The organism is Actinoplanes sp. NPDC051859 (assembly GCF_044452725.1).
GTDB lineage: Bacteria > Actinomycetota > Actinomycetes > Mycobacteriales > Micromonosporaceae > Actinoplanes.
In genome coordinates this window covers 70365-97106 of the sequence record NZ_JBITBX010000017.1, presented here as the reverse complement: position 1 = coordinate 97106, position 26742 = coordinate 70365, and the positions used below count along the sequence as shown (strand labels likewise).

11 protein-coding genes are annotated in these 26742 nt (G+C 71.7%); 5 read left to right on the top strand and 6 right to left on the bottom strand.

The features are described from left to right. Window positions 1-88: 88 nt before the first annotated feature. The 6 genes from ACIA1L_RS30310 to ACIA1L_RS30285 form a co-directional block, all read right to left on the bottom strand. Window positions 89-3403: an amino acid adenylation domain-containing protein gene (locus ACIA1L_RS30310; protein WP_396076440.1), complete on the bottom strand. Its 3315-nt coding sequence runs from the start codon at window positions 3401-3403 to the stop codon at window positions 89-91. Then, entirely contained in the window at window positions 3403-4206 is an 804-nt protein-coding gene (locus ACIA1L_RS30305) for a DUF6875 domain-containing protein (RefSeq protein WP_396076439.1), read from the bottom strand. The genes ACIA1L_RS30310 and ACIA1L_RS30305 overlap by 1 nt, the downstream gene beginning before the upstream one ends. 7 nt (window positions 4207-4213) lie before the next feature. Then, entirely contained in the window at window positions 4214-5551 is a 1338-nt protein-coding gene (locus ACIA1L_RS30300; protein WP_396076438.1) for an FAD-dependent oxidoreductase, read from the bottom strand. Then, a complete protein-coding gene (locus ACIA1L_RS30295) occupies window positions 5548-8754 on the bottom strand; it encodes an amino acid adenylation domain-containing protein (RefSeq protein ID WP_396076437.1) in 3207 nt (1068 codons plus the stop codon). Before ACIA1L_RS30295 ends, ACIA1L_RS30300 begins: the two co-directional genes overlap by 4 nt. Next, window positions 8751-14750, bottom strand: a complete 6000-nt coding sequence (locus ACIA1L_RS30290; RefSeq protein ID WP_396076436.1) for an amino acid adenylation domain-containing protein — start codon at window positions 14748-14750, stop codon at window positions 8751-8753. The genes ACIA1L_RS30295 and ACIA1L_RS30290 overlap by 4 nt, the downstream gene beginning before the upstream one ends. Window positions 14751-15057: 307 nt before the next feature. Beyond that, window positions 15058-15267 (bottom strand): MbtH family protein, encoded by a 210-nt coding sequence (locus tag ACIA1L_RS30285; protein ID WP_396076434.1) that lies wholly within the window; start codon window positions 15265-15267, stop codon window positions 15058-15060. Window positions 15268-15618: 351 nt separating this feature from the next. Here ACIA1L_RS30285 and ACIA1L_RS30280 point away from each other — a divergent pair, with 351 nt between their 5' ends. The 5 genes from ACIA1L_RS30280 to ACIA1L_RS30260 all read left to right on the top strand — a co-directional run bounded on the left by ACIA1L_RS30280 (window position 15619) and on the right by ACIA1L_RS30260 (window position 26740). After that, window positions 15619-15933, top strand: a complete 315-nt coding sequence (locus ACIA1L_RS30280) for a hypothetical protein (protein ID WP_396076433.1) — start codon at window positions 15619-15621, stop codon at window positions 15931-15933. 371 nt (window positions 15934-16304) lie between these two features. Next, a complete protein-coding gene (locus ACIA1L_RS30275; protein ID WP_396076432.1) occupies window positions 16305-23378 on the top strand; it encodes an amino acid adenylation domain-containing protein in 7074 nt (2357 codons plus the stop codon). Beyond that, window positions 23375-24550, top strand: a complete 1176-nt coding sequence (locus ACIA1L_RS30270) for an FAD-dependent monooxygenase (RefSeq protein WP_396076431.1) — start codon at window positions 23375-23377, stop codon at window positions 24548-24550. The genes ACIA1L_RS30275 and ACIA1L_RS30270 overlap by 4 nt, the downstream gene beginning before the upstream one ends. Next, a complete protein-coding gene (locus tag ACIA1L_RS30265) occupies window positions 24547-25872 on the top strand; it encodes a condensation domain-containing protein (RefSeq protein ID WP_396076430.1) in 1326 nt (441 codons plus the stop codon). Before ACIA1L_RS30270 ends, ACIA1L_RS30265 begins: the two co-directional genes overlap by 4 nt. Then, a complete protein-coding gene (locus tag ACIA1L_RS30260) occupies window positions 25865-26740 on the top strand; it encodes an SDR family oxidoreductase (protein WP_396076429.1) in 876 nt (291 codons plus the stop codon). The genes ACIA1L_RS30265 and ACIA1L_RS30260 overlap by 8 nt, the downstream gene beginning before the upstream one ends. Window positions 26741-26742 lie beyond the last annotated feature (2 nt).

The following is a 26742-nucleotide window of genomic DNA, read 5'->3' as shown; positions in this document are numbered from 1 at the left end:
CCTACGACCCCGCCAAACACGGCGGAGCCTCGCGGTTCACCACCTCCCCGCCGCTCGCTCAAGCGGCGTGAGGTTGACACAGGGGGTGTCATGCGTCTCCCAGCAGCACGCGTACCTCGTCATCGGACAGCGCCGCCACGTCCCGGTGCAGCGCGGCGATTTCATCCAGCTGGCCGGGCCTCGGCTCCAGCCGGTACAGGGCCTCGGCCAGCGCCGTCACGGTCGGCGCCTCGAACAGCGCCCGGAGGGGCACGTCGACGTCGAACAGCGCCGATACTCGGGCGAGGGCCTGCGCACCCAGGAGGGAGTGACCGCCGAGCCGGAAGAAGTCGTCGTGGGCACCGACCCGGGATACGCCGAGCACCTCACACCACACGTCGGCCAACACTTGCGCGACGGGGCCGGCCGGGGCGACGTACTCTCCCGCTTCCGCGTCGGTCCAGGTCGGCGGGGGAAGCGCCGCCCGGTCCGTCTTGCCGTTCGCGTTGCGGGGCAGGTCCGCCAGCACCATGGCTGCGGCCGGCAGCATGTACTCGGGCAGCCGAGCGGCGAGCCTAGGCCGCAGCACCGGCCACAGCCCGTCGACAGCACCCGCTCCGCCAGCCGGCACGAGGTAAGCGACCAGCCGCACGTCGCCGCCCCCGCCGTCCCAGGTGGTCACCACGGCATCGGCAACTTCCGGTTGGGCCCGCAGCAGCTCCTCGATTTCGCCGAGTTCGATCCGGAAACCGCGCACCTTCACCTGATGGTCGGCGCGGCCCAGATACTCCAACCGCCCATCGGGCCGGTACCGGGCGAGATCGCCGGTGGCGTACAGGCGGGCGCCGGGCCGGCTGGCGAACGGGTCGGGCCGGAAGCGGTCGGCTGTGAGTCCGGGACGGCCGGGGTAGCCGCGGACCACGCCGAGGCCGCCGATGTGCACCTCGCCGACGACCCCGGCCGGCACCGGCTGACCGGCCCGATCGAGCACGTAGAGGCGCGTGTTGGCGATGGGGACGCCCAGGTCGATGCCCGCCGGGGCGGGTGGGACCTCGGCCGCGGCGGACCACACCGTCGTCTCGGTCGGCCCGTAACAGTTCCACAGGGTGGCGTTTGCACCGCCCAGCGCATCCGCGAGATCGCGGGGCAACGCCTCGCCACCGCACAACCGCAACCGCAACCCATCAGGCACGCCGCCGGCGGCGAGCAGCAGCCGCCACGTAGCCGGAGTGGCCTGCATCGCGGTGATCTGCTCCGCGGCGAGCAGACCGCGCAGGGCAGCACCGTCGGCGGCCATCGCGGAGCCGACGACGGTGAGCCGGGCGCCGGTGACCAGGGGTAGCAGCAACTCCAGCACCGAGATGTCGAATGACAGGGTGGTGACCGCCGCGAACCGGTCGGCGGGGCCGAGGCCGACAGCGTCCACGAAGCCGACGAGCAGGTTCACCACGGCGGCGTGCGGGACCGCCACACCCTTGGGTGTGCCGGTCGAGCCGGAGGTGTAGATCAGGTACGCGAGTCCGTCCGGGTGCGCCGGTGCGGGCGGCGTGGTCGGGTCGGCTGCGGCCAGCGCGGCGGCGTCGTCGTCCTCGTCGAGGCAGACGACCGTGGCGACGCCGGCCAGCGCCGCGCCCAGGCGGTCCCGTACGGCGCGCTCGGTGACGAGCACCCGCGTTCCCGAGTCGTCGATCAGGTAGCGCAGTCGGTCGGCCGGAAGCGCCGGGTCGAGGGGCAGGTAACCGCAGCCGGCCGCCCAGACGCCGAGGACGGTGCTGACGAGCCGGCCACCTCGCTCGAGGCAGATAGCGACGGGACTGTCGGGGGTGGCCCTGCGCTCGCGCAGCACTGCCGACAGTCGGGCCGCGTCGCCGTGCAGCCTGGCGGCGGTCCACCGGCCGTCCGGGCCCGCGACGACCGTAGCGCTATCCGTCTGATCCGGTTCACCGAACAGTTCCAGGACGCTGTCCACCGGCGGCAGCTCCCGGTCGGTGGCGTTCCCTTCGACCAGCGTCCGCCACCGCTCGACCCCGCTGAGCAGCCCGATCTCGGCGACCGGCCGCTGCGGGTCGGCGATGCCGGCGGCCACCGTCGTGAGCAGATGCCGGACGAACCGTTCCATCGTGGCCGCATCGAACAGGTCGGTGCTGTACTCCACGGCAAGCCGCAGGTCGTCCCCGTCGGGCATGCCGACCAGCGTGAGGTCTACCTTCGCGGTGCCGCTGTCCAGTGCGAGCGACGTGGCCTCGGTATCGGCGAGATCCAGCGTCGCGCTCGGGGCGTTCTGCATGATCAGCTGCGCCTGGAAGATCGGGGCGTGGCCGAGGCTGCGGGCGGGACGCAACTCCTCCACCAGCTTCTCGAACGGCAGATCGGCATGGCTGAGCCCGTTCAGCACCGCCTCCCGGGCCCGGCCGACCAGCTCGGCGAAACCCGGGTTCCCGGCAGTGGAGACCCGCATCGGCAACGAGTTCACGAAGAAGCCCACCAGCGGCTCCACGTCCGGGTGGGAGCGTCCAGCGACCGGGGTGCCGACCACCACATCGGACTGCCCGCTGTACCGCGCCAGCAGCGCCTGGTAGGCCGCGAGCAACGTCATGAACGGTGTGGCCCCGTGGACCCGGGAAAACTCGTGCAACCTGGCCGTGAGCGCCGGACCGGCCGTCGCGTAGTGCACCGCACCCCGGTACGACTGGGTCGCGGGGCGAGGCCGATCCGTCGGCAGGCTCACCAGTGCAGGCGCGCCGGCGAGGGCGGTACGCCAGTAGGCGAGCTGGCGGGCGGCCTCCTCGCTACCCGGGGCGAGCCGTTCCCGCTCCCACACCGCGTACTCCCCGTACTGGGTGGGCAGGGCCGGCAGCGTAGGTTGAGTGCCGGCCCGGGCAGCGGCGTACGCCGTATTGAGCTCGGCCTGCAGCACGCCGAGCGACCAGGCGTCGGAAACGATGTGGTGCAGGCAGATCGCGAGGTAGTGCACCTGATCGTCGGCGCGCACCAGCAGCGCGCGCAGGAGCGGACCGGCAACGAGATCGAACGGGCGGGCAGCCTCCGCCCACATCAGCCGCTGCGCCTCGGCCTCCCGAGCCGCCAGGTCGGCGTCCGCATCGGCCGCAGCCAGGTCGGTGATCGTCAGTTGGGCCGGGCTCGGCGGATGAACGAGTTGCACGGGTTCGCCGCCGGAATCGGCGAAGGTGGTCCGCAGCGCCCCGTGCCGGGCCACGACGGTGTCCAGCGCGACCCGCAACGCGGCGGGATCCAGCGGGCCGGCAATGCGGAAACCCACCGGAATGTTGTAGACGGGGTCGCCAGGATGGAAGCGGTCCAGGAACCACAATCGGCGCTGGCCGGACGACAGTGGGTAGGCCCGTGGCGTCTGCGCTCGCCGGGCGAGCAGTCTCGCCACCTGAGCGCGCTTGTCCTCGTTCATCACACCCCCTGCGGCTGCGGCGCGGCGACAACGCCCGGGTCGGTGGCCGGGCCGACCGTGGCGGTGGGACCGGCGATTCCGGCGACCGCGGCGACCGCCGGGTCGGCGACCGGGGCGACCGCGGCACCCGGCTCCGGAAGGCCCCAGCGGGCCGCTTCGGCCGCCACCCGGCGGCGCAGCCCGGCCGGGAGCACCTGGCCGAACAGCCGCAGGTAGGCGGCGACGAGGTCGCGGTCGCCCGCGAGGAACGGAAAGTCGGTGACCACCATGTGCCGGATGGCGAGCAGCGGCAACGGGCTGCGCAGCGGCCGGAAGTCCGCGTTCCACAGCCCGGCCTTCGGCGGCGGACCACCATGAAACTCACCGATCATCAACCCGTCCGCGACGTACTGCGGTTTGAGCCGCTCCTGGATGGCGTCGACCACGGCGGCCGCCGCGTCCGGCAGATCCGGGAAGACCAGCAGGATCGTCTTGAACTGGGCGCCCGACCCGGTCACCGGCTCCAATTGCCGAAACCAGGTCCGGTAGTCGCCGAGCAGGTGCTCCAGGGCCGCGGCGTCGATCGACCTGCCCCGTCGGACCGCGAGATAGAAGGTGCCGCGCTCCAGCGATGCCTGGGCGTACGGGCAGACCGGCCCGCGCCGGCCCAGCTCGGGGTGCGGCCGGCAGAGGTATTCGCGCGCCCACCGCACGACCGCGCGGAGTTGGTCGACGGCGCCCGCAGCCGCCGGATGGGGTTCGGTGGCGGCCAGGTCGGCGACCTCGAAGAGCAGGGTGCCGGGATGGTCGGGGTGCGTCAGCATTCGGTCCTCACCGTCGTCCGGAGCGGCGGCGCGCCGCCGCATAACTGCCGATGGCCGCGCCCGCCGCGGCGAGCACGGCTGAATAGCGCAGGATCCGGTCCTGCCACCGGGCCCGGGCGAGCGCATCGGCGTACGGGACCGTGGTGTGGGCGACCATCGTGTAGAGCGGGGTCCAGGCGCGCGGGGCGAGCCGGTTCAGCATCCGGTCGGCGGCAGCCTTGGCGGCGTACGCCGGCCGGTGCACCCGGTCACGCAACTCCACGAAGTTGCGCACCGACAGGTCCGCGAGCACATCGGTGTGCGGCCGCCGCCGCCGTTCGTACGCGGCCAGCGCCCGGCTCACGTCGGTGGGGTGCTCCCCCAGGCACTCGTCCAGCACCAGGCAGTCCTCGAAGGCCGAGTTCATGCCCTGGCCGTAGAACGGGTACACGGCGTGGCAGGCGTCGCCGATCAGCACCACGGTGCCGGCGTGCCGCCACGGCGCCGTGCGGACGGTGGTGAGTTGTCCCACCGGATGGTCGAAGAACTCCTCCACCAGCCGGGGCATCAGCGCTTCCGCGTCCGGGAAGTGTCGGCGGATGAAGCCGCGCACCGCCGCCGGGGTCTCCAGCGTGGCCAGGCTGGGATCGCCTTCGAACGGCGCGAACACGGTGCAGGTCAACGATCCGTCGACGTTCGGGTGGGCGACCATCATCGCCGCTTCGCCGGGCCAGACGTGCAGCGCGTCGAGCCGGACCCGGGGGCGGCCGTCGACGTCGGTCGGGATGGTCAGCTCCTTGTATCCCCAGTCCAGGAATTCGCGGTGCAGGTCGGCGCGGCGGCCCTGCTGCAGCTGCTCGCGTACGGTGGAAAACGCGCCGTCCGCGCCCACGACGAGGTCGGCGGCGATCTCGGTGGCAGCGCCCGTGGCGGCGTCCACGACCCGGACGGCCGGGGTGTCCCGGTCGAGCCGGTCCAGCCGGTGACCGAAGTGGAACTTGACGCCGTGCTGGGTTTCGGCGGCGTCGACCAGCAGCGCGTTCAGGTCGCGGCGCAGCACCGAATGCAGGATCTGGTGCTCGGCGACGCCGTACGGCTGGAATGCGGTCGTGCCGTCGGGGTGGTGCACGACCCGGCCGCGCATCGGCACGCTGCGGGCCAGGACGTCGTCGAGCAGCCCGGCGCCGGCCAGCGCGCGCATCCCTCGCGCGGACAGGCCCAGGTTGATCGACCGGCCCTCCCCCGCGTTCGCGGCGCGCGGGTCGCCCCGGCGTTCGAAGACCTGCACCGAGTAGCCGCGCCGGGCCAGGTAGCCGGCGGCGAGGGAGCCGGCCAGGCCCGCCCCGGCGATCACCGCATGGGTCATCCGTTCTCCTCCGCGATCAGGGTGTCCAGCAGGTTGTCGATCTCGTCATCGGAGAGGCTGTCGAGCGAGGCGGCCGAGTCCGGGCCGGCGGCCCAGGGGGCCGGACCGGGGACCGTAGTGGTCGCTCCCTCGGTCAGCTGCTCGGACAACCCAGCGATCGTCGGCGTCGCGAACAACGCCCGCAGCGGCAGCGCCACGCCGAACTCGGCCGTGATTCGCGCGATCAACCGGGTGGCGGTGAGGGAGTGCCCGCCGAGATCGAAGAAGCTGTCGTGGACACCGACGGCGGGCAGGCCCAGCACGGCACACCACAACGCGGCCAGTCGCTCCTGCACCGGACCGCGGGGCGCGGCGCTGGAGGTGCCGTGGTCACCCCAGTGCGGTTCCGGCAAGGCCCGCCGGTCGATCTTGCCCCCGGGGGTACGCGGCAGTCGGTCGAGCGGCACCAACAGAGCCGGGATCATGTACTCCGGTAGCACGCGGGCCAGGGCAGCACGCACCTCAGGCCACACCGCGTCGTTGCGGCCGGCATCGACGACTTCCGCGTACGCGACGAGCCGGACGTCCTCGGCCGCACCCTGCCAGGCCGTCACCACGGCGTCGCGCAGCGCCGGCAGGGCACGCAGGGCCGCCTCCACCTCGCCCAGCTCGATCCGGAAGCCGCGCACCTTGACCTGATGGTCGGCGCGGCCCAGATATGCCAACCGCCCGTCCGGCAGCCAGCGCGCCAAGTCGCCGGTGGCGTAGAGCCGCCCGCCCGGCTCGGGGTCGAACGGATCCGGGCGGAACCGGTCAGCGGTCTGTCCCGGCCGGCCGTGGTAGCCCCGTGCCACGCCGAGGCCGGCAAGGTGAATCTCGCCCACGACCCCGGATGTCACCGGCCACATCGCCGCATCGAGCAGGTACAGCTGCGTGTTGGCGACCGGCCGTCCCAGGTCGACGGGGCCGGTCGGGCCGACCTCGCCGAGCGTGGAGTAGACGGTGGTCTCCGAGGGGCCGTACCCGTTCACCAGCCGGGCACCGTCGGTACGCAACGCGTCAGCCAGCTCCCGGGTCAACGCTTCGCCGCCGCTGATCCGCAGCCGTACGCCCGCCGGCACCCCACCGGCAGCGAGCAGCATCCGCCAACTCGCCGGCGTGGCCTGAACGACGGTGACGCCGCGGCGGGTCAACTCCGCCCGCAGCAGCACCGCGTCGCGGACGGTGTCGGCATCGAACACTTCCACTCGGGCGCCGGCCAGCAGGGGCAGGATCAGCTCCACCACGGAGATGTCGAAGGCTGGTGTGGTCAGCGCCGCGACCCGGTCAGCCGGCCCGAGCGCGAGGGTGGCGCCGACCCCTACCAGGAGATTGACGAGCGACCGGTGCGTGACCGTGACGCCCTTGGGAGTGCCCGTCGACCCGGAGGTGTAGAGCAGGTACGCCAGCCCGTCCGCAGGCGCGACATCAGGCGACGGCGCTGCCGGACCAGACTCCGCCACATCGAGCACGGCGACGTCGGCCGGCCAGCCGGCAGCGGTCCGGGTGGACTCGTCGGTCAGCAGCACCCGGGCACCCGCGTCGGCAGTCATCGCGGCAAGGCGCTCCGCAGGCAGGCTCGGATCGAGCGGCAGGTAGCCGGCGCCAGCCTTCCAGATCGCCAGGATCGCGGTGACGACGGCGACGCCACGCGGCAGGCAGAGCCCGACCGGTGTGTCCGAAGTGACCCCGGCGGCGCGCAACCGTCCAGCCAACTGGTCACTGCGCTCGGCCAGCTGGCCGTAGGTCACCGATGTGCCGTCCGCTGTGGCAGTCGCCACGGCGGTCGGGCTGCTGGGCCACCGGTTGCGGAGCAACGTCGCAAGATCGGTGTCCGGCAGAGCGAGAGCGGTGTCGTTGTAGCCTGCCGGGGCACCGCCACCGGCAGACGGCAGGATCGCGTCCGGATCGGCCAGGGCCACACCGAGCAGGTCGGTGTAGTCGTCGGCGAGCGCGGCGATGCGGTCGGCGTCGAAGAGGTCCTGCCGGTAGGTGAGCCGCAGACTCCATCCAGCCGTACGCTGCTCGACGGTCAGCGTGAGGTCGAACTTGGCGGTGCCGTTCTCGCACAGCTCGGGGGCGATGTGCAGGGCCCCGGCGGTACGCGGTTCCTGCTGCCGTTCCAGGGCGAACATGACCTGCGTCAGCGGGGCGTGCGCGAGACTGCGGCCGGCGGTGACCGCAGCGACCACCCGGTCGAACGGCGTCTCCTGGTGAGCCAGGGCGTCGGTCATCGCCAACGAGGTGCTGCCGAGCACGGCGCGGAAGGTCGACTGCGGGGCAAACCTGGCCCGCAGCGCCAGAGTGTTCGCGAAGAACCCCACCACCCGGGTGGTTTCCGACCGGGGCCGGCCGGAGACCGGCACCGCGACAAGCAGATCGTCCTGCCCGCTGACCCGGTGCAGCAGCGCCTGGAACGCCGCAAGGAGCACGGCGAACGGTGTGGTGCCGGCGGCCCGGGCGAGACGGTCGACGGCAGCGGCGACACCGTCCGGCAGTGCACGACGGACCAGCCCGCCGGCCCAGGACGGCTCGGCCGGACGCGGTCGGTCGGTGGGCAATGCGAGCACCGTGGGCGCGCCGGCGAGGACCGCACGCCAGTGCCGGACGCCGTCGTCGAAGTCACCCGCCGCGGCCCGCTCGCGCTGCCAGAGCGCCACATCGGCGTACTGCACGGGTGGCGGGGGCAGGCCGGGGTCGCCTCCTGCGGCGTACGCGGCGGCCAACTCCTCGAAGAGAGTGTCGAACGACCAGCCATCGGCGACGGCGTGGTGCACCACCAGCACCAACACGTGCCGTTCGACGCCCAGCCGCAGCAGGCGGTGCCGCACCAGCGGGCCGGTGGCGAGGTCGAACGGGCGGGCGCCCTCGACGGCGGCGAGAGTGCCCGGATCGGCGCCCGGCGACACCTCGGTGACGTCGAGGGTGACCGGCCACGGTGGCCGAACGAGCTGGACCGGCGCCCCGTCTTCCGCGCCGAGCACCGTACGCAGGGCCTCGTGCCGGTCGAGCAGCCATCCCAGGGAGCGAGCCAGCACCGCCACGTCCAGCGGCCCGGCAAGCTGCACCGCCCAGGTGATGTTGTACGCGGGACAGCCCGGGTCGAGCTGGTCGAGCATCCAGAGCCGCTGCTGGTTGGCGGAGGCCGGCAGGGCGTAGGACCCTGGGCCAGCGTGCAGTGTCATGCGGAGCCTCCCCGGCGGGTGTCGACCGCTACGAAACGGAACTCGGCGGAGTACCTGGCGCCGGCGGTGTCGGACAGCCAGAGCTGGTCGGGGCCGGGCAGCATCTCGCTGATGCGCAGCGCCGCGTCCGGGTCCGCCCCGGCGAGCGTGCGGCGTACCGCCCGGGCCAGGACGTCGACGGCGGCCAGGCTGGCGAAGTCCACGTAGAACGGCTTCTTCTCCACCGGAGTCTTGACGAAGGCGAAGCGCGGCAGCCCGAGCCCGCGCTGCCAGCGCCGCACCTCGGCGAACCGGGTCGCCTCATCGCCGGTACGGGCGAAGGTGAGCTCGGCCGCCCGCAGCCGCCAGCTTTCCCGGGCCACCACGACCCGGTCGACGGTGATCCGCGGCTGGTGCGCGGCCGGGCGCAGAATGTCGAATCGCTGCAGGAGCTGGATCATCAGCGGCTCACCGACGACGTCGGCGAGCGGCCGGTCGAGGCGTCCGTCGCGGCTGCGGACCATCAGTCGGCCACCCCGGTCGGCGAGGACGCAGTCGGCCACCGCTACCGCGGTCCGCGGGTCGAGGCCACCGCTGTCGTGCCCGAAGACCAACCGCAGATCCTGGCTGGTGACGAGCTTGTCGGTGAGCCGGGCCGGGGCGCCCCCGTCGGCATCGGTCGCGGCCAGCACCACCCGGGGTGCCGGCAGGTCCGCAGTGGTCGCCGCGAGCAGCTCACCGGGGTTCGGGTGCTGGGCGACGAAGAGCGCCGACCGCAGGGTGTTGACTCCCGGGTGCACCTCACCGACGACCCAGGAGTAGTCGCCGCGGCGGATGGCGTCGGGGCCGCTGGCGGCGAGCATCACGTCGGGACTGTGCTGCCACGCGCCGGGCCAGCCGGGCGCCGGGCAGGCGAACGCCCGAGCCGCCGCGGTGCGGATGTCCGTGGCGGCGACCTGCACCCGGCGGGCACCGGCCGGAGCGCCGACCAACGCCGCCCACCGCTCCCGCAGCCCGCGCACCACCGGCGCAATCAACCGCTCAGGCAGATCGAAGATCAGGTCGTTGGCCCACAACCAGAAATCGGCGAACGGCACCTCGGCGGTGCCGGTCCGGGCGGCCAGCTCCTGATAGCGGTCCCGGCAGGCGCGGCGGAACAGTGCGGCTCCCGCGCAGGTGAACCAGCGCGCGCTGTCCAGCAGGAGCCCGAGCGCCGGCCACAACGTCTCCAGCATCGCGTCGGACAGGGTCACCTCGGCACCGGAACGGCAGTCCTCGTAAACCAGGGTCCGGCCGGCGTAGACGCCGCCGGCGCGGCGGGTCGCCGCCCGGCCCGTCCGGGTGGTAAACTCCTCGGCCAGCTCGGACAGGGAAGCAGCAAGCCGATCGGGAGAACCGGCCGCGGCGGCCACCGCATCCCGCCGAGAGGTGAGCGCGTCCAGCGCGGCCAGGGACCGATCCCGAACAGCCTCATCGGGTACGGCGGCGAGCCGGGACCGCACCGCATCCTCGGGGTGCAGGTCCTCCTTGGGCACTTCCAGCGACCACGTGATCCGCTTCTCGTCGTGGAGCTGCCCGAGCAGGGCGTACACCTGGTCCTCGGCGCTGAAACCGAGCGCCGGATCGGCGACGAGGTCCGCGGCGATCGCGGCGGCGGGCCGGATCCCGTCGCAGAGCTGCACCAGACGGGCCGTGCCGGGTGCCAGGGGCACCGGCGGAGTGAGCGGCAGCAGCAGAACGTCTCCGCCGTTGCGGCGATCGACGGCGACGAACGGAAGTCGGCGCGGCACCAGCCAGGGACGCAGACCGGGCTCCTGCCGAGTGATCGCCTCGGCCAGCTCGACCACGGCCCAGCTTTCGAAATAGACGGTACGTTGAGCGAGTTCGCGGCCGTGTCGCACGGCGAGCGGACTGGCGTTTTCTCCGCGGATCCGTGCCCAGCCGACCGGGCCGAAGAAGCCGACGGTGTCGTTCTTGGCGCAGTAGCGCTGGAGGTAACTGGCGACCAGCGCCTCATGCTGACGATGCTGGGAGCCGCCCGGGCCCACGGCCGGATCTCGCTGGGCAACCGGATCCAGGGCGGTCCGCAACGCGTGCAGGTTCTGCCACGTCACGGCTTCCCGGACGGCGGGGTCGCTGGCGGCGGCGCGCAGGCGCACAGACCGATCGGACGCTGCCAGCTCCGCTGCTGCGGTGTACGCGGCTGCCGCCTCAACGCGCCGGGCGCGGGCGTCGGCGTGCCGCGCGGCCGCGGCAACCACCTCCGGCCCGGCGATCCCGGCAAGCTCCACTTCGGCATCGCGAGCGGCAGCGCGCAACATCCGGTTCCAGCGACTCCGCTCGCTCACGACAGCCGACGACATCGCCGCAGCTGGCATCGCTGCGGCAGCAAGCGACGCCCCGGCAGCTGACGGCGCTGCAGCAACCGGCGACGGTGCGGTCGCGGCTCGGCGGGCGGCGTGCAGCAGTCCGGTGAGTTCGGCACGGGCCGCGGTGAGCGCGTCCTCCGCATCCGCGAGGGCGTCCGCGGCGGCGACGAGCCTCGGATCGCCGAGGGCTACGAGCGGGGCCATCGGGAAGCCGGGGCGACGCAGGCCGGCCCAGCGCCACAAGCCCCAGGTCCCGTCCCCGGGTCGCACAAGATGCCTGGAATCTCCCACGGCCGGCGCAGCTCCGTCGTCGTCCGCAGCGGACTCAGCCTGTCGAGGTGCCGCCTGAGCGGCCAGCATGTCCCGCTCAGCAAGCGCAGCGCTGTCCTGCTCGACAAGTGCGGCGGGGCGGACACGGAACGCTTCCCGGCCCCGGGCGACAAGCGCGACGGCCGGGGTGGGGGCCACTCGCTGCGCTTCGATTTCGGCGGCGAGGCCGGCGAGCGTACGCCGGTCGTACACCGCTCGGATCGGCAGTTCCACGCCGTATGCCGCGGCGATGTCGAAGATCAGCCGGGTAGCGAGCAGCGAGTTGCCGCCAAGGGCGAAGAAGTCGTCGTCAGCGCTGGTGGGCGCGGAGGGGAGGAGCCGGGTCCAGCTTTCGGCAAGCGCTGCCTGCACCGGCCCGAACGGCGCAGTGCGAGGGCTCAGCGGACAGGTCACACCGATCGGTGGCAGCGAGCGCCGGTCCACCTTGCCGTTGCCGGTCAGCGGCAGTCGGTCGAGCACCGCGTAGCCGGCCGGGTGCAGATATCCGGGGAGCTGCCCCACGGCGTAGCAGCGCACCTCGTCCGCGATGGCCTGCTGGTCCGCCGGTTCGAGGTGCCCCGCCGTCGGCACGAGGTACGCCAGCAGCCGCCGCTGCTCCCCCGCACCGGCCACGATGACGACGGCATCACCGACGCGCGGGTGGCGGCGCAGCACCGCCTCGACTTCGCCGGGTTCCACCCGGTAGCCGCGGAGCTTCACCTGACCGTCTGCACGCCCGAGAAACTCGAGAGTGCCCGTCGGCAGCCAGCGGACCAGGTCGCCGGTCCGGTACATCCGGGCGCCCGGCTCCCGCGCGAAGGGGTCGGGCACGAACCTTTCCGCGGTCCGAGCCGGCGCACCGAGGTAACCCCGGGCCAACCCGTCGCCGCCGGTGTACAGCTCGCCGGGCACCCCCACCGGCACCGGCCGCAGCCGGTCGTCGAGGACATACACCGTGGTCCCGGCCACCGGTCGGCCGATCGGCACGGGATCGCCGACCGCGTCCGGGTCGGTCAGGACGTGGCAGGCGGTGAACGTGGTGTTCTCGGTGGGCCCGTACCCGTTGATGACCGGATGGCCCGGACGGGCGGCGAGGGCGGCGCGGACCGCGTCCGGTGCCAGCACGTCGCCGCCGGCGAGAAGCTGGTGGACCCCGGTGAGGCAGCCGGGATCGTATTCGACCACTTGGTGGAAGAGCCCGGCGGTCAGCCACAGGGTAGTGATCCGCTCGGCCCGCAGCAGTGCGGCGATCTCGGGGACGCCCAGCGGGCCGGGCGGCGCGACGACCAGGCTCGCGCCGGTGAGTAGGGCACCCCACACCTCCAGCGTGGCGGCGTCGAACGCCACGGGGGCGAGCTGCAGCACCCGCTCGCCCGGTCCCAAGCGGAATTGGTCGGGGTCGCACACGAGGCGCAGCACCGCGCGGTGCGGGACGGCGACGCCCTTGGGCTCTCCCGTCGAGCCGGATGTGTAGCTGACGTATGTCAGGGATTCCGCTTGTGCAGCGTCGGCGAACGGCGTCGCAGGCTGGGCGGCAAGCGCTTCGGCAACGGCGTCGAGCTGCAGCGATTCAGCGCCGGCCGGTAGCCGTCCGGCGTCGGCCGTGGTGGTCACGGTGAGGGCTACCCCAGCGCCGGCGAGCAGCCGGGCAGTCCGCGCCGGCGGGTCGGCCAGGTCGAGCGGCAGGTAGGCGCCGCCTGCTTTCAGCACCGCGAGAAGCGTGACCACCAGATCCAGGCTGCGCGGCAAGGCGACCGCGACCGGATGGTCCGGCCGCACCCCGCGTGCGGCGAGGAGGCGGGCGAGCCGGTTGGCGCGCTCGTCCAGCTCGGCGTAGGTCAGGGTGTCGGCGCCGCACCGGACCGCCTCGGCCCGCGGCGTACGGGCGACCTGTGCGGCGAAAACCGTCGGCACGGTGCCGGTGCGGGGATGCCCACTAGCTCTGCCCTGCCAGCCTCGCACCACCTCGTCTCGCTCCGCACCGTCGAAGAGCGGCAGGGCGTCGACCTTGAGCGCGGGCTGGCGGCCGAGGGCTAGCAGCAACGTGCGGAACTGCCGCAGCATCCGGTCAGCCAGCGCATCGGTGAGGCGACGCCGATCGTGGTAGAGCAGCACCCGCAGCTGGGGCTCGCCAAAGACGCAGACGGTGATCGGCTGGGCGGGGTGGCGGTGCACCCGGACCGGGCGGTGCTGCCAGGCGGCATCGGCGTCGGTGAGCCGGCCGTGCAGGTCCCGGTGGTCGTACATGAGCAGGCTGTCGAAGAGCGGCACCTCGGTCGGGAGCCCGCTCAGTGCGCGGATCTCGGGCAGCGAAGCGTGCTGGTGCGCCCGGACAGCGACGATCCGTTCTCGTACCTGGCCGAGCCATGCGTGGACGGTGGCGGCACCGTCGACGGTGAGCCGGAGCGGCACGGTGTTGACCAGCATCCCGATCATGTCTTCGGCACCGCTGACGGTGGCGTACCGGCAGGAGCGGGTGGTGCCGAAGAGCACCTCGCTGTCGCCGCTATACCGGTGCAACAGGATGGCCCAGGCCGCGGTGACCAGGGTGCTGAGCGAGACGCCGGCCGCCTCGGCTGCCGCGCGTACGGCGTTGGTCTCGGCTGCCGACAGGTCGGCCGTGATCTCACGGATCGCGTCAGGACAGCGGGGCGGCGTCGTCTCTGCCGGACTGAGTGGCAGGGCGGTCGGCGTGGCTCCGGCCAGCTCAGCCTGCCAGAACAGTCGGTCGCCGGCGGTCGGCCGGCTGCGCCACCAGGCAACATAGTCTCGGTACGGACGTCGGATCGGCGGTGACCAGGGCACACCCTGGCGTAAGGCTTCGTACTCAGCCACCACCTCGGCGACCAGCAGCCGGACGGAACGGCCGTCGAGAATCGCATGGTGCAGGCTGAGCACCATCGTGAACAGCTCGGGTTCGTGGTGGAGCACGGTGACCCGCAGCAGCGGCGGCTCGGCGGGGTCGAAGTCGCGGGTGCGGTCGGCGAGCAGGAATCGGCGCACTCGTTCGTCGATCGGGGCCGGCATGGCGCTGGTGTCGACCCAGGTGACCGGAACCCTGATCGCATCGCTGACCGCGTGGCACGGCCCGGCGGCCTCGCCCGGCGGGTCGGCGTCGGTGGCAACCTCGGTGCGTTCCCATCGAAAGGCAGCGCGCAACACGTCATGCCGGGCGGCCGCGTGCTGCCAGGCGCGGGTCATCGCCGCCTGGTCCAGCGGCTCGGGCCAGTCACAGACCACCTGCAGGACGTCCACGCCCGCGCCCTGCTCGTATCGGTGCGCGAAGAGCAGACCCTGCTGGATGGCGACCGTGTCGTACCGATCCTTGGTCGAGGTCAACGCGCCTCCTTCGGGATTACGCAAAATGGCGGGCGAAAGCGTTTCTCCGGCATTCACGCAGCCATTTTGGCGCGCGGAAACAATGGACGCCGGGGACCCGAACGAGTGTCGACAGTGCGCATTCTTGGACCATGCGCGATCGTCGAGAAGATGCGCACGAATGATGTCGTAGCTTCGGGGCGGGTGGGCCTACCCAGGTCACCTGTCCCACGCTGACGCCGACGACAAGTCACCGCTGGTTGGCGCGCACATCCGGCGCACGTCCGCCGCCCGACCGAGCTCCGCGTCGCCGCCCGCCGAACCCGCTCTAGCCCCGCACGGCAAGCCATTCTCGCAGGCTACGAGGGCGAAGATCGGTCCACACCTCGTCGATGTGCGCCAGGCAGGCCGCGCGGTCTCCGGCCATCCCGACCGACCGCCATCCGGGCGGCAACTCCCCACCGGCCGGCCACACCGAGTACTGCTCTTCGTCGTTCACGACGACGAGGTACCGGCGGTCATCCACCGAATCATCCATGTCCCCCACCTCGGAATGCGGTAAATGAGCGATGACAATGGACTATACGCGCCGCCGCCGGGAATTCAATGTCGGAAATTGCGCTGCGGAAACCCGCACGCCGATTAAGCGCTAGTTTTAACAATTAAACTCCAGGTATCAACCAGCCCGCCCGGATAGCGGCCGATGGCGGGCATTTGGCTGCACCTGCGGCTTTGCGCGCCCGCCACCTCGCCCCCTTATGAGGGAGTCGGGGACTATGTCGCTTGGGTGAGGATCCACATGGGATGGTCAAGAGCCCAATTGCCCGCGGGAGTGGCTGCCGTCACGCGGATCGCGCTTTCCAGGCGGAAGCGGTCGGCGCGAAGGTGGATGGGTGGCATCGTTCCACGACTCGCCGGCCACCTGAGCCGACAGCCGCTCACCGACGTGCGGCGGGTCTGGATCGGTGCCGACCGGGTCCGGGTGGCCCGCATCGACACGCCGGAGCAGTTCACGCTGCCGCCGACCCTCGGCGTCCAGCATGCGACCACCCGGCTCGGTTTCAGCGACGGCACCGCCACGGCCGGTTTGCTGGCACTGCGCCGGATCGGCTTCTTCCGGATCGCCAACGGCGACCGCCTGCGCGGCCTGCGCCGCGGGCTGTCGCATCGACCCGGCACCGGCGGTGCGGCACGGCACTGCTGACGGGAAACGACCCGACATGTCCATGATCACAGTGGGTTTAGCCGGCCGAAATGAGCGCGCTGCACCGGCACGGCACCGCACACCGCGCGCCTGATCGAACGTTGTCGCTGCTAGGGCCCGATTCGCCGGGCAGCAGCGGCGAGACGCTACGTGAATATTCTTCGGCTAGCCACTCGGAATGGCTGTTGGATCTGTCACGGGGATCGATGAATGCCTGGGGTTCCCCCCGCCGCTGCGGCGCGCATAGGGTCGTCGATGGAACAACACCCTGAGCCGGTTCTGTCCACAGCTGACTGTCCACTGGATGACATGTCGCGTTTCCCCCAGGTAAACGCACTTATGCTGACCGGCTCACCAGCTCCGAGGATGCCATGAACGCCGATTCGCTGTTTCCCCTGACCGCCTACCAGCGCGACATCTGGGTGGCGAGCTCGCAGTCTCCCGGACTCCCCCGGTTCAATGTCGGGGCGACCGCCCGGCTGGCGGGAAATATTGACGTCTCGGTGCTACAGGAATGTTGCGGACGGGCCATCGCGCGCAATGATGCCTTCACCATCCGGTGCGGTGAGCGGGATGGCGAGCCGGTGCAGTGGCAGCAGCACGAACCGGCCCGGATCGACGTGCGGGACTTCTCCGCCGCGGCGGATCCCGCTGCCGCATGTCAGTCCTGGATGGCGGAAGCGGCCCGCCGCCCGCTCGATCTCGCCGGCGGACGCCTCTATGAGCTGGCCGTGCTGCGCGAGAGCGACGCGGTCACCCACCTGTACGCGACGATGCACCACATCATCGTCGACGGCTGGGGTGCGCACCAGCTCCTGCAGCAGATCCTGGTCGATTACGCGCACGTCACGCAGACCGGTCAGGCTGCTGAGCTCACCTCCGGTTCCTACCTGGAGCACGTGGCAGACCACGCGCACTACCAGGGATCGGACCGATGGGAACGGGACCGGGAGTTCTTCCGCGACGCGCTAGCCGATGTTCGTCCGGCACTGTTTCCGATCCGCAGACCGGCTGCTGGCGAGGCCGGGGCACGCCGCAGCGCCCGGCACAGTTTCCTCCTGGAACGCGACCTGATCGACCGGATCCGGCGGCAGCAGCCGTCCGTCTTCGCCTTTCTGACCGCGGCGCTGTCCACCTACCTGACGCGGGTGCACCGTACCGAAGAAGTGGTGTTGGGAATTGCCCACTTGAACCGCCACAATGTCCGGGAAAAGCGGACAGTCGGCCATTTCGCCAATATGCTCCCGCTGCGGGTTCCGATGCCCGGCGCCCGATCGATGGCTGCTGGCGCGGCGGAGATCGTGACGGCGACAGTCGCCGCGAAACGTCACGAACGGCTGGCACTCGGCGATGTCCTGCGGGCGTTGCCGGCCGCAACGGATGGGCCGCACCGGCTGTTCGATGTCACCGTTTCCTATCTGCGACTATCCCGGTCGGACGAGGTTCGGGGATTGTCGGTGGAGAAAACCACGCTGGCGCACGGACACGACCAGGATGTGCTGACGGTGTACGTCCGGGAGTACGACGACACCGGCGCCGTCCGGGTCGACCTGGATTACGCGCTCGACGTGTTCGACGCGGACTTCGCCATCGAGGCCGCTGCGGGGCACCTCGAGACGCTGATTCGGCGGGCGGCCGACGAGCCGCACACACCGGTCCGACAGCTGACGATGATCGCAGACGACGAGCTCGACCGGCTCGTCCAGCGCAACGACGACACCCGGACGCCGTACCAATCGGATGTGACCCTGCACGCCTTGATCGCCGAGCAGGCCGCACGGACTCCCGATCGCCTCGCGGTCGCCGGCACCGGGACGGACAGCGACCTCACCTACGCGGACCTGGACGCGCGCGCCGCCGATGTGGCGCTGTCGCTGCAGAAGCGCGGCGTACGCCCGGACGACCGCGTCGCCGTGCGGATCGAGCGTGGTCCCCAGCTGATCATCGCGCTGCTGGGCGTGCTGAAAGCGGGCGCGGCCTACGTGCCGATCGACCCGGGCTATCCGAGCGACCGCATCGAGTTCCTCCTGGCCGACAGCGCCGCCCGGGCGGTCCTGACAGCAGACGACCTGGCTACGCAGCCGGCGATCGCGTCGCTGGCCCAGCCGGAGGACGTCGCGACCGCGCGCCACCTCGCGTACGTGATTTACACCTCCGGGTCGACCGGGCGGCCCAAGGGCGTCATGATCGAGCATCATTCGGTGGTGAACCGGCTGGCGTGGATGCAGCAGCGCTACCCGATCGCTGCGGGCGACGTCGTGTTGCAGAAGACGCCGAGCTCCTTCGACGTGTCGGTCTGGGAGCTGTTCTGGTGGGCCATCGAGGGTGCCCAGGTGACCTTCCTGCCCCCGGGAGCGGAGAAGGAACCGGACCGCATCCTGCACGCTGTCGGCACGCAGGGCGTGACCGTGCTCCACTTCGTACCATCGATGCTTGGTCCGTTCTTGGATCTTCTGGAGAGCGCGCCGCAGCGGCGGGCGGAAGCGATGTCGCTGCGTTATGTCTTCTGCAGCGGCGAAGCGCTGCCGCCCGCCCTGGTGGAGCGGTTCTCCCGGGTGTTCGCAGGTGCGGCAAGACCGCAGCTGGTGAACCTCTACGGTCCGACTGAGGCGACCGTCGACGTCTCGTTCTTCGACTGCCCGGCCGAGCCGGTGCACCGGGTGCCGATCGGCCGGCCCATCGCCAACCATCGGCTCTATGTGCTCGGCCTCGACGATCAGCCGCAGCCGGTCGGGGTCGCCGGGGAGCTGTGCATCGCCGGCGTCGGGCTCGCGCGCGGCTACCTCGACCGACCCGGGCTGACCGCGGAGAAGTTCGTCGCCGATCCCTTCCAGCCGGATGAGCGCATGTACCGCACGGGCGACCTGGCACGCTGGCTCGCCGACGGGACCGTCGAGTATCTGGGTCGCCTCGACGACCAGGTCAAGATCCGCGGTAACCGGGTCGAGCTCGGCGAGGTGCAGAACGCTCTGGCCCGGACGAGCGGGGTGACCGGCGCGGTCGTCGTCGACCGGCACACCGCGGCGCGCGGCCGACACCTGGTGGGCTACTACGTCGCCGACACCGCCATCGATCCGCTGCGCCTACGCACCGAGCTCGCCATCACCCTGCCCGACTTCATGATCCCGGCATACTTCGTCCGGATCGACCGTGTCCCGCTGACGCCCAACGGAAAGGCCGACCGGCGCGCTCTGCCCGCGCCCGCGCTGGACGGCGCCGAGGCCGACGCGCCACCCCGCACTGAAGTGGAGGCCACGCTCGCCGCCATTTGGCGCGACGTCCTCGCGACGGGCACGGTGGGAATCCACGACAACTACTTCGGCTTGGGCGGCGATTCGATCCTGATGCTGCGCATCCGTGCCGCGGCTGCCCAGCGCGGACTGCACTTCGCCCTGGCCGACCTCATCGCCCAGCCCACCATTGCGGAACTGGCGACCTGCGTCACCAGCACGGCACCGGAGGCCAGTCCGTCCCTGGCTCCGTTCGCGCTCGTCGCGGGCATCGATCGGGCGCGGCTGTCGGCGGCGCAGGACGCCTATCCGATGACCCGGCTTCAGCTCGGCATGCTCTTCCACAGCCGCGAGCAGGACAACTCGGACGTCTATCACGACGTCTTCCGCTACACGCTCCGGCTGGCCTGGGACGAAGCCGCCTTCCGGCAGGCCTGCGCGCGGCTGGTAGCCCGCCATCCCGTCCTGCGGTCCTCGCTGCACCTCGCTGACTTCTCCGAGCCGCTGCAGGTCGTCCACCCCGCGCCCGCGGCAACCTGGGGCGTGCAGGACCTGCGGTCGCATTCGGAGCCGGCAGCGAACGAGGTCATTGCCGAGCATATCGCCGCCCGCCGACACCACCGGTACCGCTTCGAGTCACCCGAGCTGCATCTGATCCGGGCACATGTCCGGCCCACCAGCGTCGACCTGGTGGTCAGCTTCCACCACGCGATCCTGGACGGTTGGAGCGTCGCCACCCTGGTGGGCGAGCTGGTGCAGGACTACCTGCACGCGATCGGGGCAGCCGTCGAACCGGTCGCGGCGGCCTGCTCCGGAGCTCCGGCCGCCTACGTACGGGCCGAGCAGCAGGCGCTCGCGGACGAGGCAACCCAGCGTTTTTGGCGGGACCGCCTGCAGGATGTCGCGCCTGTGCCGCTCGAGAGCTTCCGGGCGTACGAGGCGCCGGGCGACGACGCACCCGTGACCCGGCGGGTGCCCCTGCCGGCGCGGCTCGACCGCGCGGTGCACCGTTTCGCGGCTGTCCACGCGTTGGCCGTCAAGTCGGTCCTGTTCGCCGCGCATTGCCTCACCCTGCGGCTGCTGACCGGCGCAGCGGATGTGGTGACCGGACTGGTCACCCATGGACGGCCGGAGGAGCCGGATGCCGAGCGGCTCACCGGGCTGTTCCTCAACACGGTGCCGGTCCGGCTCGGCCCCGACCGGCGCAGTTGGCTCGACACCGTACGCGCGGTCTTCGACGACGAACGCGCCGGCTACCCCCACCGGCGGTACCCGCTCAGCGCGATGCACACCGACCTGCAGACCGCGTTCAACTTCGTCCACTTCCACCAGCTCACCGGCCTGCTGGCGGGCACGGATGTCGAGCTGTGCGACTTTGAGATCTGGGAACGGACCAACTTTCCGCTGCTGGTCAACGCGATCACCGACCCGCGCAACGGTCGGCTGAGCCTGCGCATCGACGGCGATGGCCGCACGGTCACCGCCGCGCAGGCAGACCTGTTCGGGCGGCACTTCCTGCAGATTCTGCGCCGGATCGTCGACCGGCCCGACGAGACCGCCAACCTCACGTTCCTCGCCACCGGCGGCGCGGACGTGGTGCGCCGGTTCGAGGACCAGGCGCTGCAGAGCCCGCAGGCAGTCGCCCTGTCCTGCGGCGAAACCCTCTGGTCCTACGAGGAGCTGGACGAGGCTGCAGACCGCGTGGCGCACCGGCTCATCGCACTGGGCACCGCGCCGGGCGCGCGGATCGGCGTTGCCATGGACCGTTCGCCGGAGTTGATCGCCACGGTGCTCGGCATCGCGAAGGCGGGCGCCGCCTGTGTTCCCCTCGACGTCAGCTATCCGCCGCAGCGCCTCGCCGCCATGGTCGGCGTGGCCCGGCCGGCCCGGATCATCGCGCACGACCGGCACGCCCACCTCGTCGACGATCCGGCCCTCGTGCTGAGTGCGGAGACGGTGACCGCGGCCGGTCCCGCCGACGAGCAGCCCCCGCTGCCGGCCATCGCACCGGACAGCGTGGCCTACGTGCTGTTCACCTCCGGCTCCACCGGTGCACCCAAGGGCGTGGCAATGCCCCATCGCGCGCTGGGCAACCTCATCACCTGGCAGAACGGCCGGGCCAGCGGCGCAGTCGGCGGCACCACACTGCAGTACGCACCGCTCAGCTTCGACGTGTCATTCCAGGAGATCTTCTCCACCCTGTGCGGCGGCGGAACCCTGCGCCTGGTGCACGAGGACGAGCGGCGGGACATGCCTGCACTGCTGCGGCTGCTCGACCGCGAGGGCGTCGAGCGGGTCTTCCTGCCGTACGTGGCGCTTCAGCACCTCGCCGAGACGGCGCAGACCCTGGCACTGCACCCGCACAAGCTGCGGGTGTTGATCTCCTCCGGCGAACAGTTGCGGGTCACGGCTGACATCCGCCGGTTGTGCCGGGCGCTGCCCGGTGCGCTGCTGGAGAATCAGTACGGTCCGACCGAAACGCACGTCGTGACCGCCTTCACCATGAGCGGCGACCCGGACAGCTTTCCGACGCTGCCGCCGATCGGGCGCGCTATCGACTCCGCCGAAGTGCACCTGCTCGACGCGGAACTGCGTCCGGTGCCGGAGGGATCGCGCGGTGAGATCTATGTGGGCGGCGTGTGCCTCGCGCAGGGTTACGAGGACCGGCCGGACCTGACCCGCGAACGCTTCCTGACGCACCCCGCCGGTCGCCTCTACCGCACCGGGGACCTCGGCCGCCGGCTCCCCGATGGCAACATCGTCTGCCTCGAGCGGGCCGACACGCAGGTCAAGATTCGCGGCTTCCGAGTGGAGCCCGCTGAAGTCGAGCTGGCCGTTCTGGGCCTCGCCGCGCACCACCCCGGCATTCGGGAAGTGGCTGTGGTGGCTCGCCGCCGAGACGAAGAAACGTATCTGGTGGCGTTCCTGGTAGGCGACGAAGCGCAAGCAGACCTGGACGATGTGCGGCGTCGCCTGCGCGCGACGCTGCCCGCGCATCTCGTGCCGGCCCGGTTCGCCTGGCTGCCCCGGTTGCCCCGGACGCCGAGCGGCAAGCGGGACGACGCGCGATTGCGGGAGACTCCGCTGGCACCCGCGGCCATCGGGGCGCAGCGCACGCCGCCACGCGACGAGTGTGAGCGCGTCGTGGCCGAGCTCGTCGCCGACCTGCTCCGGGTGCCCACCCCGGGCGCGCACGACGACTTCTTCGCCCTCGGCGGCACGTCGCTGAGCGCCATGCGGATGGTCGTCATGATCGAGAAGCGGTACGGCCTGAATGTCCCCCTCTCGGCGTTCGTGCAGGCTCCGACCATCGCGGAACTGGCCGGCCGGTTGCGGGGCGACGGCGTACTCTCCCCCTTCGATCCCCTGGTGCCGATCCGGACCGAGGGCAGCCGGCCACCGCTCTTCCTCGTCCACCCGATCGGCGGCAACGTGCTGTGCTACGTACGGCTGGCCCAGGCGCTGCCCGCGGACCAGCCGGTGTACGCCCTGCAGGCCGCCGGAACGGAGCCGGGCACCGAGCCGCTGCGCGACCTGCCCACCCTGGCGCGCAGCTATCTGGAGGCGATTCGGCGAGTGCAGCCGGACGGCCCGTACACGCTGGGTGGCTGGTCGTTCGGTGGGTTCGCCGCGTTCGAGATGGCCCGGCAGCTGCGGGCTGCGGGCGCGGAAGTAGCAAACCTGATCCTGCTCGACACGATCATCCCTACGGCCGACGGACCGCCCGCAGTGGACCGGGACCTGCTCTTCGAGTGGTTTCTGTGGGAGCTGCTGTGGCTCGAACGCGGTGGCGCCGCCGCGACGGCCACCTTCCCGCGGGGACTCACCGACGATGAGGCTTTCGAGGTCATTCTGCGGCACGCAGTCGACGCCGGTGTCCTACCAGCCGAATGCTCGGCCGCCCACGTGCGCCGCCTGTTCGGGGTGTTCGAGGCCAACTGGCAGGCGCTGCTCAGCTACCGGCCGGCTCCGGTCGACCAGGACCTCACGCTGCTGCGGGCCAGTGCTCCGCTGCCCGCGGTGCTCGCGCCCGCCCATTCCGCGGTCGGCAGCATGCACCTCGACCCGACGAACGGCTGGTCGACCTGGACGACCGGCCACGTCGAGGTGGTGGACGTCCCCGGCGACCACCTGCAGATGATGGAACCGCCGCACATCACCACGGTCGCCGGACGCATCCGTGATCTCACCTGCGCCGAATGGAGCTCGCGATGACCGCGCACCAGCCCCGGGTGATCATCGTCGGTGCCGGGATCGGCGGGTTGACGGCGGCGGTCGCGTTGCGCCGGGTCGGCGTCGACGTGGCGATCTACGAACGTGCCCCCGAGCTTGCCGCAGCCGGCTCCGGACTGTCGATCATGAGCAATGCGGTGTCCGCTCTCGCCACCCTCGGCATCGACCTGCAGTTGGAGCGGCACGGCCAGGCCATCGAGTCGTTCGAGTTCCTGACCCGCGACGGGCGAGAGATCCGGACGCTGCCGTTGAAGGAGATCGGGGACCGGCTCGGCGCGCCGAGCATCAACATCGGCCGTACCGAACTGCAGCAGGCGTTGCTGGCGGGCCTCGACGGACAGCCGGTCGAGCTGGCCGCCACGGTGACCGACGTCGAGACCACCGCCAGCGGCGTTCGCGTCACGTTCGCGGACGGCCGCGAAACGCACGGCGACGCACTCATCGGCGCTGACGGTCTCCACTCGGTGGTCCGCAGTCGGATCTCCGGTCCCACACCACTGCGCGAACCCGGCTACGTGTGCTGGCTGGCCGTCGTGCCGTTCCGCCACGACCGGCTGCCCGCCGGGGCGGTCCGCCACTATTGGGGGGCCGGCCAACGGTTCGGCCTCATCGACATCGGCCACGGCCGGGCCTACTGGTGGGGCACGAAGAACATGTCGGCCGCGGCGGCCCGCGGCTGGCAGGGCGACAAGGCCGAGATCGAGCGAGCGTACGCGGATTGGGCCGACGAGGTCGGCGAGGTCATCCGGGTCACGCCCGCCGAGGCGATCATCAGCGTCCCCGCCCAGGACCGGCCCTTCCTCGCCAGGTGGGGAGCCGGCCCGGTCACCCTGCTCGGCGATGCCGCCCACCCGATGCTGACCAGCCTCGGCCAGGGCGCGGGCAGCGCCATGGAAGACGCGGTCGTGCTGGCCCGCAGCCTCGCCGGAGTCGCCGCCGCGGACGTCCCGCTGGCGCTGCGCCGGTACGAGCGCACCCGCCGGGCACGGACCCGCCAACTGGTCCAGACGTCCCGCGCGGTCAGCCTGATCGAGCAGGCGGAGCGCCCCCTGGCGAGGCGCCTGCGGGACGCGTACTTCCGCTGGGTGCCCGGTCCCGTGTTGTACCGGCAGAACGCGGCTGTCCTGACGTTCCCGGGCGGTGGCAGCGCATGAGAGCGTTGAGCCCGCTCGAACGCTGGTATTGGATCGCCGACCAGATCTCCCCGCTGCACGTCGTCGCCCGGGTGCGGCTGCGCGGCGAGTTCCCGCCGGAGTTGGCGCGGCGTTCGCTCGACGGTCTGCAGGCCCGGCACCCGCTGCTGCAGGTGGCGATCGTCGAGGACGGCCAAGGCGTGGCCTTCGTGCCGTGCGGCGCCCCGATCGCGCTGCGCCGGGTCACCGCGTCCGACGCCGACACGAGCTGGCAACGGGAAATCAACGACCGGGAGCTCGTCGACCGGCTCGACGTGGGCACGGGGCCCCTGCTGCGCGCCGTGATCATCGACTATGGCAACGCGGTGCAGGACCTCATCCTGACGGCCGCGCACTGCATCGCGGACGGCACGACCGCACTGGCGCTGCTTCAGCAGTGGATCCGAATCGCCGACGACAACCGCTCCGGCGCGACGTCACCGGGCCCGTTACGGAGCCTGCCCGCTCCGGAGGACATGTTTCCGCACCGCCAGCGCGGCGCTCTCGCCATCGTCGCCGCTCAACTGCGCGACCAGCTCGCGCGGTGGCGGTGGCGGCCGCGGCGGCTCACGGCCAGCACCCCGGTGCCGTACGGTGACCGGCGCACCGGATTCCTCCACCGGTCGCTGTCCCCGGCGCAGGTCGACGCGCTCGCCGAAGCCTGCCGGCGCGAGGCAACGACCGTGCACGGTGCGCTCGCCGCGGCCATGGCAGCCGCCGTCGCCGAGGAGGGCCGCCCCGGCCGAGGCGGGCACGTCATCGTCGGTTCGCCGATTGACTTCCGGCGTGACCTGACTCCCCCGGTGGAATCGGATGAGGCAGGTGCCTACGTGGCGACGGTCCCCTCGCTCGTCGGCTACCAGCCGGGGGCAGCGCTGTGGCCGGCGGCCCGGGCCGTCAGCCGAGACGTCGCCCGACGCCGCCGACGCGGCGAGCATCTCGCCATGATCAGCCTGCTGCGCTGGGCCGGACCGGCCAGCGTCGCCAGCAGTATGCCGTTCGTCCGCCGGGTCGAACGGCAAGGACCGGGCAACCTGTGCCTGTCCAACCTCGGCCGCCACGACTTCCCGGACGAGCTCGGCCCGTGGCGGTTGTCCGGCGCGCAGTTCATCGCCGGCATCTCCGTGTCCGGCTCCTTCGTCGCCACCGTGAACACCACCCACGGCCACCTGTTCTGGAATTTCACCTACATCGACGGCATCGTGCCCCGGGACCGCGCCGAGCGGCTCGCGGACGCCTGCGTCACCACCTTGCTGTCCGCTCTCCCGGCGGACTCGCCTCGAGAAAGGACCTCTGTTGTCTGAGCAGCTCGCCGGGCAGGGCCGTGCGGTCGTCGTGTCCGGCGCTTCCAGCGGGCTGGGTCTCGCCTGCGCCCGCCAGCTGGATCAGCTCGGCTTCCGCGTCTTCGCCGGTGTCCGTCGGCCGGCCGACGCCGACGCGCTCCGGGCCGCGGCGTCACCCCGACTGCACCCGATCATGCTCGATGTGACCAGCGAGGAGTCCATCGCGCAGGCCCTGGCACTGGTGACGGCCGAGGTCGGCGACCGGGGCGTGTGGGGCCTGATCAACAATGCCGGCATCTGCGTTTCCGCCCCGCTGGAATGTGTGGCGCCGGAGCAGCTTCGCCAGCAGCTGGAGACCAACCTGATCGGTCACCACGCGATGATCCGGGCGTTCTTGCCGCTGACCCGTACGGCCCGCGGGCGGATCGTGAACGTCAGCTCCGGGCTCGGCCGGGTCGCCAGCCCGTACCTGGGCGCCTATGCCGCGTCGCAGTTCGCCAAGGAGGGCTACAGCGATTCCCTCCGGCGGGAGTTGCGCCCCTTCGGCGTGCACGTCGTCGTGGTGCAGCCGGGTGCGATCAAGACGCCGATCTGGGGAAAGGTGTCCGAGGTGGGCAACCAGACGCTCGAGGGTGCACCGGCGGCGGTCGCCAACCTGTACCGCGAGTCATTTCTGCGGTTCCTGGCGGGCAACGACCGGCGCGCGCAGGCGAGTGCCACCCGGCCGGAAAGCTTCGCGGCCGCCGTCGCGGACGCGCTCACCGCTCGCAGCCCGAAGTCGCGGTATCGCGTGGGCCGCGACTCGCGGCTGACCAGCGTGGTCTATCGCCTCCTGCCCGACAAGGTCCTGGACACGGTTTTCACCTCCGTCGTGGGCACCGCACGCTGACA